Annotated in this window: 7 protein-coding genes; 3 read left to right on the top strand and 4 right to left on the bottom strand. The window is 53.6% G+C overall.

Annotation, left to right across the window (positions count from 1 at the left end):
• Window positions 1–18 precede the first annotated feature (18 nt).
• On the bottom strand, window positions 19–1,173 hold the full coding sequence (locus ABYV26_RS13325; RefSeq protein ID WP_372681755.1) for a TRAP transporter substrate-binding protein: 1,155 nt from the start codon (window positions 1,171–1,173) through the stop codon (window positions 19–21).
• 535 nt (window positions 1,174–1,708) lie between these two features.
• Between ABYV26_RS13325 and ABYV26_RS13320 the strand changes: the two genes are divergently transcribed.
• Complete coding sequence (locus tag ABYV26_RS13320; RefSeq protein ID WP_372681753.1) at window positions 1,709–3,130, top strand: sigma-54 interaction domain-containing protein; 1,422 nt, start codon at window positions 1,709–1,711, stop codon at window positions 3,128–3,130.
• 29 nt (window positions 3,131–3,159) lie between these two features.
• Here the strand turns inward: ABYV26_RS13320 and ABYV26_RS13315 are convergent, their stop codons facing one another.
• The 3 genes from ABYV26_RS13315 to ABYV26_RS13305 all read right to left on the bottom strand — a co-directional run bounded on the left by ABYV26_RS13315 (window position 3,160) and on the right by ABYV26_RS13305 (window position 7,267).
• Window positions 3,160–5,178 carry an acyl CoA:acetate/3-ketoacid CoA transferase gene (locus ABYV26_RS13315; RefSeq protein WP_372681751.1) on the bottom strand — a complete coding sequence of 673 codons (2,019 nt, stop codon included), beginning with the start codon at window positions 5,176–5,178 and terminating at the stop codon, window positions 3,160–3,162.
• Window positions 5,179–5,455: 277 nt separating this feature from the next.
• Window positions 5,456–5,860 (bottom strand): methylmalonyl-CoA epimerase, encoded by a 405-nt coding sequence (gene mce / locus ABYV26_RS13310; protein ID WP_372681749.1) that lies wholly within the window; start codon window positions 5,858–5,860, stop codon window positions 5,456–5,458.
• Window positions 5,861–6,085: 225 nt separating this feature from the next.
• Complete coding sequence (locus ABYV26_RS13305; protein ID WP_372681748.1) at window positions 6,086–7,267, bottom strand: pyridoxal phosphate-dependent aminotransferase; 1,182 nt, start codon at window positions 7,265–7,267, stop codon at window positions 6,086–6,088.
• Window positions 7,268–7,907: 640 nt separating this feature from the next.
• Here ABYV26_RS13305 and ABYV26_RS13300 point away from each other — a divergent pair.
• Window positions 7,908–8,246 (top strand): P-II family nitrogen regulator, encoded by a 339-nt coding sequence (locus ABYV26_RS13300; protein WP_372681746.1) that lies wholly within the window; start codon window positions 7,908–7,910, stop codon window positions 8,244–8,246.
• Between the two features lie 51 nt (window positions 8,247–8,297).
• Window positions 8,298–9,707 (top strand): ammonium transporter, encoded by a 1,410-nt coding sequence (locus ABYV26_RS13295; RefSeq protein ID WP_372681744.1) that lies wholly within the window; start codon window positions 8,298–8,300, stop codon window positions 9,705–9,707.
• The last annotated feature ends 239 nt before the right edge of the window (window positions 9,708–9,946 follow it).

The raw sequence follows: 9,946 nt of genomic DNA, 5'->3' as shown, positions 1-9,946 counted from the left end.
ATCAAATGCACATGGTCACTATTCGGTAATACGGCCGCCGATGTAAGTTTCATAGGGCCACGCGGCCGCCCCGGAGCGGGCATCACGCCAGTCGGCAAAGCTTTCTGTGAAGGCTTCCTGGCTGTCGAGCACCTTTTTAACATCCGGGTACTTGGCTTTGACTTCATCCAGATAGGCTTTGGTTTTTTTGCGGAATTCGATAAGGGTTTCCTTGTCCATCTTGACGAATTCAATTTTTTCCTTGAAACGACGGATGGCTTCGGCGTTGAGGCTGTTGATCCAGTTGTAGCTCCACAGCTGGGTCTCCTTGGCACAGATATCGATGATCCATTTCAGGTCTTCAGGCAGTTTTTCATAGGCATCCTTATTGAAAAACAAGGCGCACTGGACACCGGGCTGATGAACGCCGGGCTGGATGGCATATTTGGTGATTTCGTCGAAACCCATGGGGTAATTGATCGCCGGGGAGGAGAACTCGGCCGCATCGATGACGCCACGCTCCAGGGCCAGGTAGACTTCGCCACCGGGCAGGGGACTGACCGACGAGCCCAAGTTGTTCATGATGTCCATGTACCAGCCCGGGGTACGCACACGCATGCCCTTGAAGTCTTCCATCTTGGTGGCGCGTTTGTTGGAGGACAGACCCATCTCCTGGCCCACCTGGCCGCCGGGCAGGGCAAAAAGGTTGAACTGACCATATATTTCCTGCATCAGTTCCAGGCCACCCTTTTCATACAGCCAGATGTTGTAGCCTTCGGCATCCAGCCCGAAGGGTACGGAGGCAAAGGCCACGAAAGTTTCATTTTTTCCCTTCCAGTAACCGGGCCAGTCATGGCCGACATCGGCGGACCCCTGACTTACCGCATCGAAACTCTGCATGGCGGGTACCAGTTCACCGGCGGAGAAGGCCTTGATGTCCAGGCGGCCGGCGGAAGCCAGACGCACGCTATCGGCAAAATGAACGGCGATATCGTAAAACAGCAGTCCCTTGCTCCAGGGCATGACCATTTTCCAGCGGATTTTTTCTGTACTGGGTTTGAACTTTACCCGGTTGGCGATGTCGTGGCGTTTGTCGCTGCCGAATTTTTCACGCTTTTCAGCGGCAAAGGATCCACTGGTCAGAAAACAAAGGGCCAGGGCAATGCAAAAAATGGTGGTTAACGCTTTTTTCATGATGGGTTCCTCCCTGCTAATTCGAATGGATTGAAAACATCTCAAGTTGAAAACAGAAAATTGAACACTTGCCGACAGTTTAGCCGCTCACCTCCTTCCACGGGCATCTGGCTATTCTTTTTGTATGGTCTATATGGTTAAGGATTCATTGGTCATACCAATAATAGGTTTGGATATTCTATAAGCCGGACCAAGTCAAGAATAATTTTTGGATATATTCGCTGAATGACGTTCATTTTTTATATCAAGCCGCCGATCAGGAACTAAAAGGTCGGTGGCGGTAGTAATTTGTAAAAAGAACCAACAGTTATTAACCGGTTTGCAAAAAAACACCCATTGCTTATCAAACCGGATATTATATTTATACTTATATTATCAAAGTGTTATTGCCATTTCGGAGGGGGCGCGTCGGTTTCTTTTTTTGGTAGACGCAGGTTCGATCAAGGTGTATCTATATAACGACATGAATCAATTTTGCGACATAAATCGCCCACAGGGTCTTTTCCTCAATCGCTGACTGGAAAATCACATCCAAATGACGAAAAAGCCAAACACCGACGAAGACGCGGATATCCGGCGGGTAGAAAAACAGTTGGAGTTATTTCATCTAATTTTCGACAGCATCTACAACGGCGCCATGGTAACGGATGCCGATGGGCTCGTGACCCATCTAAACAAGCCCTATGCTCAGTTCCTCGGCCTCGATGCCAAAGAAAGCATTGGAAAACACTGCACCGAGGTCGTGGAAAACAGCAGGATGCACATCGTGGCCCGGACGGGCATACCCGAAATCAACCACACTCAGACCATACGGGGCCAAAATATCGTCGTGCACCGCATTCCCATAAAAATGGAAAACCGCGTCATCGCCGTGTTCGGCCTGGTGATGTTTCAGGATGTGGGCGAAGTGGTTAAACTGGCCAAAAAACTGCGCCATCTCGAGTCTCAGGTCAAACGATACAAAAAGGAACTGATGACACTTCGTTCCACCCGATACACGCTGGACAGCATCATCGGAAACAGCCAGGCGACCACTGAACTGAAACAGGAGACGCTGGTGGCCGCCGCCAACACCTACCCGGTGCTGATCGTCGGTGAAAGTGGAACCGGCAAGGAACTTTTCGCCCAGAGCATTCACCACGCCAGTTCAAGGGGGATTCATCCCTTTGTCCAGATCAATTGCGCGGCCATTCCAAAAGACCTGCTGGAATCGGAGCTCTTCGGATACGACCGCGGCGCGTTTACCGGCGCCCGGTCGGCTGGCAAGCCCGGCAAATTCGGACTGGCCCATCGAGGCACCATATTCCTGGATGAAATAGGAGATCTGCCCCTGGATATGCAGCCCAAGTTATTGCGGGTCTTGGAAGAAAAAGTGTTTGAGCGGGTAGGCGGAAATACGGTGATTCAATCCGATTTCAGGCTGATTGCCGCGACCAACCAGAACCTGGAACGGCTAATTGAGAGCGGGCATTTCCGCAAGGATCTGTATTATCGGCTCAATGTCATTTCGTTGAATATCCCGCCGCTGAGAGAGCGAACCGAAGACATTATCCCCATCGCCCGCCATCTGCTCCGACAGGCCAATCCGAACGTCACCAGCGCCGAAGAAATTCGGATCAGCCCGGCGGCGATCAACGCGCTGTTGACCCACTCCTGGCAGGGCAATGTTCGCGAACTGTCCAATATGCTGGACCGTGCCCTGTCCACCATGAATGGAGATGTGATCAAACTGACGGATTTGCCGCTACCCAAAAGGCGACATCCTGAAACACCGGAAGTCACTGACGTTGCCCCCATTCGCGAGGTTCAGGCCGATGCGGAAAAATCGGTGATTGTGGCCGCGCTGAAAAAGACCGCCAACAACAAGGCGCGTGCAGCTGCCCTGCTGGGCATTCACCGGACCCTGCTTTACAAAAAAATGAAAAAGCACGGGGTGCCGCTAAGCGGATGGGAATAATTGTATCAAAAAAGATACAAGTGCGCCTATCAAGCGTCTGATGGTTTCCCTACCCCCTTAAGGGCAAGCTTCGCCTCCTCCCGGCTTTCATAGATGTGAGGCGCCATCTTTCGCTCTTTGAGCGCATCACCGATTTTCATACGCAGAAAGGCGCTGGTGGTGTAGCGGGTAACGCCGGTGTAATATCGATCCACCAACGCTTTGACCATATCAGTATAGGGCCCCACCAATTCCGGCAAGATGCTGAAATTGTCATAGTTGACCACCGCATAGACACGGTGGCCAACGCGATCCAACACTTTTCCGACGGCGGTCCGGACCTCCTCGATATCCCCGGCGTTGCGAATCGCATATCCTTCGAAATTGACGAAAAACAGGTTTTCGCGCTGGTCATAGACCAGGCGTTTTTCCAGGGAAACGGCGAACAGATCCTCCTTCAACCCCATGGGCCCGGGACTGAAAATCCGTTCGTCCATGAGCGCCGGTGTGCCCTTGATCACCGGTTTGAAATCCATGTGCGCCAGGATGTCTTTTTCAATCTCAATCCCCGGAGCGACTTCGGTCAGTTCCATCCCGTCAGGTGTCAGTCGGAAGACACATCGTTCGGTGACATAGCGCACGGGTTGGTTTTTGGATACTGCATAGGCACCGGAAAAGGTTACGTGCTCAACCTGTTTGACAAACTTTTTCACCTTGCCTTCCCGGTCGATGACCAATTTTCCGTCCAGAACGGAAATCTTCAGGCCTCCGGCGGTAAAGGTTCCCACGAAGACGACTTGCTTGGCGGCCTGACTGATGTTGATAAAACCGCCGGCACCGGCCAGTTTGGGTCCAAACTTGCTCACGTTGAGATTGCCGGCTTCGTCAGCCTGGGCCAGGCCCAGAAAGGCAACGTCCAGCCCGCCGCCGTCGTAGAAATCGAACTGGGACGGCTGATCGATGAGGGCCTCCGTGTTGACGGCGGCACCGAAATTGAGGCCCCCTGCCGGCAGTCCGCCGATGACACCCGGTTCCGCCGTCAGGGTCAAAAATTCGATGATCTTTTCCTCGTTGGCCACATTGGACACCCCTTCGGGCATGCCAATCCCGAGATTCACCACACTGTTGGGCACCAGTTCAAATGCCGCCCGCCGGGCGATGATTTTGCGGTCGCCCATCTCCATAGGCGGCAGGGATTGAATCGGCACCTTGATTTCGCTGCTGAACGAGGGGTCATACTGGGTGCCGAAGGTCTGCCAGTGGTGCTCGGGCTTGGAAACCACCACACAGTCCACCATGATTCCGGGAATTTTGACCTGACGGGCATTCAAGGTCCCCCTGCCGGCCACCCGTTCCACCTGGACGATGACGAAGCCACCGGAATTGCGGGCTGCCGTGGCAATAGCCAGCGCTTCGAGGGTCAAGGCTTCCTTCTCCATGGTAATGTTGCCGTCGGTATCGGCGGTGGTTCCCCGAAGGATGGCGACATTGATGGGAAACGTTTTGTAGGCCAGGTAGTCGTTGCCATCGAATTGAATCCGCTCCACCAGGTCTTCGGTCGTGATGTCGTTGATTTTTCCACCGCCATTGAGCGGATCGACGAAAGTACCCAGGCCGACGGTGGTGATGGTGCGCGGCTTATGGGCGGCTATGTCCCGGTACATGTGGGAAATGACCCCCTGGGGAAGGTTGTATCCTTCGATTTTATTGTCCAGAGCCAGCCGCTGAAGCTTGGGCACCAAGCCCCAATGGCCGCCGACAACCCGCTTGACCAGACCCAAATGCCCAAAATGATTCAGCCCACGCTCCTTGCCGTCTCCCTGGCCGGCCGCATAAACCAAGGTAAGGTCCCGGGGCCGATCATGCTCCAGAAAATACGACTCCAGGGCGATGGCCATCTGCTCGGGAAACCCGATGCCCACGAAGCCGCCGGTGGCGATGGTGTCTCCGTCCCGGATTATGCGAACGGCCTCTTCAGCGGACACAACCTTTCCTTTTTTGGCTCTGTCCGGAGGCAAGTTGGATAGCATGGGATGTGCGGATGCGGACAAGGGGGATTTGTTTTCCATGGTGGTGCTCCTGGTCTGATATTTTTAATATGGCGATTCAGTCAAATGGCTTGGTCGAGAATTGGCATGACCCATGTCATGCAACACGGTCCACCCAAATTCTTTGTGCAAAAAAAATGCCGTAAAGATTGACAATATCAGTCTTGCAGAAAAAAAATCGATGCGGGGGACGGTTGGCAATATAGAAGGAAGCCGGAAGGGCTTCCCACCGCAAACCCTTTCGCTCGCAATCGCAAGATCATCGGCGGGAGGCCCTTCCTTCGGGATCAACAATACATCAATCCCTTTGGCACAACTCCACCAGCACACCGTTGGTGGCCTTGGGATGCAGAAAGGCAATCTTGGCGCCCCCGGCACCAATTCTGGGCTGCTGGTCAATCAGCTGGACCCCCTTTTCTTTCAACTCGGCCAAAGCTTCGTCAATGTTTTCGACACGGAAAGCCACATGCTGGATGCCCTGCCCCCGCTTTTCGATATATTTGGCCACCGGGCCATCCGGAGCGGTGGATTCCAGTAGCTCCACTTCGCTTTCACCCACGGGAAAAAAAGCCGTGGTGACCTTTTGTTCGGCAACGGTTTCCGCACCTTCGAAATCAAGTCCCAGCACACCTGACCAGAAATCCTTGCCGTCGTCGATACTGTTTACCGCAATGCCCAGATGGTCGATCTTTAAAATCTTCATCTAACAATCCTCCATTTTTTTACGTTTCATAAACATGTGAATCTAAATCGGGTCGATCCAAGTGTCGGTCCGGAAATGGTGGCTTGTGGTTCAGGGCAAGGCCGCAGCGTTTTCCCAACCGGAAGCGCAGCAGCGCTGCGTTGAGGATAGCGCTGAAGCTTCACTACGTGCGCGAAAACGTGAGAACGCCGGCCTGGGCCACAAGATGCCGGTTCCGAATCGACACTAGTTGTATTTTTGCATGACCCGCCTAAACCCCGGCAATGCATTGATGATGGTCTGGTCATCAACGCAAAAGGCAATGCGAAAATGTCCCGGGCCTGCAAAACCACTGCCCGGAACCACCAGAATCAACTCCTGCTGCAGGTCTCTGACAAAGGCCACGTCATCGGCGACCGGCGTTCGCGGAAAGAGGTAAAACGCCCCCGGCGGTTTAGTGAAATCATAGCCGGCATCGGCAAGGCCATCGCAAAGCAAGTCTCTTTTACGTTTGTATTCGCCGATGTCTACGCTCATCCCCTGCATGCAGGACACCACCCGCTGCATCAGGGCCGGCGCATTGACAAAGCCCAGAATCCGGTTGGTCAGCGCCATGCCAGCCATCAACTCCTTTTTGTGGGCGGCGGTCGGATTCACCGCCGCAAACCCGATGCGTTCGCCGGGAATGGAGATATCCTTGGAATAGGAGGTGGCGATAATGCTCTCAGGGTAACTTTGAAAAATAGACGGCACCTGAGCATCGTCGAAGACGATCTTGCGGTAGGGTTCGTCGGAGACCAGGTAGATGATGTGGCCATACTCGCGGCCTTTTTCAACCAGCAGCCTCCCTAACGCATCCATGCTCGCCTTGCTGTATATCTGACCGGTGGGGTTGTTGGGGGAATTGATCAGCACCACTTTGGTTTTCTCGGTAATGGCGTCACCCAGCGCGTCGAGATCGAGGGTGAAGTCCGCCCGGGTGCCCACCATTTTCAAGACACCGCCATGATTGTCCGCATAAAACCGATATTCCACAAAACACGGCGACGGCGTCAACACTTCATCACCTGGATCCAGCAGGGCTTTGAAGATGACATTGAGTGCACCGGCAGCCCCGCAGGTCATAATGATTTCATTGCAGCTAATGGCAACGCCCTGCTCCTTGGTCAAATACTCGGCAATGGATACGCATACCTGCGGATAGCCGGCCTGGGGCATGTAGCAGTGATCGCCGAGTCCACACGAGTCCACCGTGTCCCTGAGAATCTCATTGAATTTTTCCGGCGGCGGAAGCACGGGATTGCCCAGGCTGAAATCAAACACCTTGTCCGCACCATGCTCGGCCTTGAGTCTGGCCCCTTCTTCGAACATTTTTCGAATCCATGACGATTTGGCCATGATGTCGTTGATCTTATGTGCAACGGTCATCGGTCTTTTCTCCTGTTCCTACGGCGGGTTTCATGGGTGCCAAAAACGGGTACGCCGTATACTTGAGGCATAACGAGTAAATAACTTATGGAGATCCTGAAGAAAATTCAAGCCATAATTTACGCCCTCCCCGCGGTTTGCCGCGGGGAGGGGGCACCGTAAGCAAAAAACATCGATTTTCAGTTGGCCCGCGAACCCCGACGTACCGATGCTCGGTACCTCTGCTTCCCGCCGATACACGGCGGGGAATGCGCTCGTTTTCGCGGCTCAGGCGCTGGAGATTGGCGACTATCCGGGTCGCATCGTGCCGGGTGTCAACGCCCCTGAGGCAGTGACTACCGATCTTTGAACGCCGGATACGTTTTCGTGAAACAATGCTGGATAGCGAAAAACTAAAAATAACATATTTGTATTTTTTAAATACTTTATTAGCATAATTGTATTATTAACACCCTATATATTACATAAATGTTTTGCAGCATCACGGACAACCTGCCGGCACAATGGTTAAAAATTTAAATTATTACAAAGCATTACAAAATACTGCAACAGTGATGGCACAGCGGTTGCTCAATAGCCAAGCGAACAGCAGGCGATTAACAGGGGCAATCAACCTATTTTCTAACAGGAGAGGCCATCAATGAAAAAGATTGAGACGATTATCAAGCCGTTCAAACTGGATGATGTCAAGGACGCCTTAAACCGCATCGGCGTTTCCGGCATGACCATCAGCGAAGTCAAAGGATTCGGGCGTCAGCGCGGCCACAAGGAGATCTATCGGGGTGCTGAATACCAGACCGACTTTGTTCCCAAGGTCAAAATCGACCTGATTGTGGATTCCGACATGGTGGACCAAGTGGTTTCCACGATCACTGAAACCGCCAATACCGGCAGTGTGGGAGACGGCAAGATCTTCGTCATGCCCATCGAAGGTGCTTACCGCATCCGCACCGGCGAGTCGGGCAAGGATGCGGTTTAAAACTTCAGCGATTTAAATTTGTCACCACTCATACCCAACAAGGAGAGAAAAATGAAATTGAAAGCGTTGATTCTGCTGATACTGGTTGCCCTGATGGCCGTCCCCATGGTCTTGGCCGCCGATCCCGAGCCTACCGTTTTGACCAATAAGGATGCCATCGATTTGGTTCAGACCCACGCCAACTACTTGTGGACGCTGGTAGCGGCCGCCCTGGTGTTTTTCATGCAGGCCGGTTTTGCCATGGTTGAGGCGGGTTTCACGCGGGCCAAGAATTCGATCAATATCATGATGAAGAACCTGATGGATTTTTCCATCGGCTCCATCGCCTTCTGGGCAGTCGGCTTTGGCCTCATGTTCGGTGCATCCTCCACCGGCTGGTTTGGTACCACCGGTTTTTTTCTCAGTGACTTTACACCCGACGGCGATCCCTGGGTGCTGGCCTTCTGGATGTTCCAGGTGGTGTTTGCGGCCACCGCCGCCACCATCGTGTCGGGCGCCATGGCGGAACGCACCAAATTCACGGGTTATATCCTCTATAGCATCATTGTCTCAGGCCTGATCTATCCGGTATTCGGTTCCTGGGCCTGGGGCAGCCTGCTCAACGGCAGCGGCTGGCTGGAAGGCTTCGGGTTCATCGATTTTGCCGGATCCACCGTGGTCCACTCGGTCGGCGGCTGGGCGGCCCTGGCCGGCGCCATCGTTCTCGGCCCCCGTTTGGGCAAGTACACCAAAGACGGCAAAATCAAACCCATCATGGGCCACAACATTCCGCTGGCGGCCCTGGGCGTGTTCATCCTCTGGCTGGGATGGTTCGGGTTTAACCCCGGCTCCACCACCACGGCAGACACCAGCATTGCCATGATTTTCGTCAACACCAATCTGGCCGCCGCTGCCGGCGCCGTCCTGGCCATGATCGTCTCCTGGATGAAATTCGGCAAACCCGAAGTGGGCATGAGCCTCAACGGCGCCCTGGCCGGTCTCGTGGGCATCACCGCTGGATGCGCCAATGTCTCGCCCTCCAGCGCCATCATTATCGGGGCCGCCGCCGGCGTCATCGTGGTCTTCTCGGTCATGTTCTTCGACAAAATCAAGGTGGACGACCCGGTCGGCGCCGTATCCGTTCACGGCGTCTGCGGCGCCTGGGGCACCCTGGCCGCCGGCATCTTCAACATCGGCGGGACATCCGCCGGCATTATCGGGGTACAGCTGCTGGGCATCGCCGCGTGCTTTATCTGGACCTTTCCCGCGGCTTTCGTGATGTTCAAACTGATCGACAAGACCATCGGCCTGCGGGTTTCGCCGGAAGAAGAATTGGAGGGATTGGACTACGCCGAACACGGCGGTATCGCCTATCCGGACTTCGGTGTGTCCACACACGGCGGCATCTCTTCCATTTCCGGGCCGCCCTCATCAGGGCATCCCAGCTACGTTGGTTCCGCCAGCCCAGCAACCCAATCCTGATCCAAACCGGCGGGCAGCTTTTCAAAAACCCGATAATTTTTGCTCCTTTCCTGAATGCACCTTGAAGCGGCTGGTTCCGCTGCCTCAAGGTGCATTTTCAGTCGACATCGCCAAAGCGGCAATAAATAAGGCTTTCAATCCTTTAATTTCAAATTTGTAATTTATTTAAAAATAAAATTACATTTTTGAAGTCTGTCTTAGAATTCTAAACATTGTGCATATTAACTCAAAATACTGTT

Origin of the sequence: Desulfosarcina sp. (assembly GCF_041551955.1) — a bacterium.
GTDB lineage: Bacteria > Desulfobacterota > Desulfobacteria > Desulfobacterales > Desulfosarcinaceae > Desulfosarcina.
This window is presented reverse-complemented; position numbering and strand designations above follow the sequence as displayed.

Bases quoted from the DNA above. Each gene is read 5' to 3' on its own strand.
- ABYV26_RS13305 (WP_372681748.1), bottom strand. From the start codon at position 7,267: ATGACCGTTGCACATAAGATCAACGACATCATGGCCAAATCGTCATGG.
- ABYV26_RS13325 (WP_372681755.1), bottom strand. From the start codon at position 1,173: ATGAAAAAAGCGTTAACCACCATTTTTTGCATTGCCCTGGCCCTTTGT.
- ABYV26_RS13295 (WP_372681744.1), top strand. From the start codon at position 8,298: ATGAAATTGAAAGCGTTGATTCTGCTGATACTGGTTGCCCTGATGGCC.
- ABYV26_RS13300 (WP_372681746.1), top strand. From the start codon at position 7,908: ATGAAAAAGATTGAGACGATTATCAAGCCGTTCAAACTGGATGATGTC.
- ABYV26_RS13315 (WP_372681751.1), bottom strand. From the start codon at position 5,178: ATGGAAAACAAATCCCCCTTGTCCGCATCCGCACATCCCATGCTATCC.
- ABYV26_RS13320 (WP_372681753.1), top strand. From the start codon at position 1,709: ATGACGAAAAAGCCAAACACCGACGAAGACGCGGATATCCGGCGGGTA.
- mce (WP_372681749.1), bottom strand. From the start codon at position 5,860: ATGAAGATTTTAAAGATCGACCATCTGGGCATTGCGGTAAACAGTATC.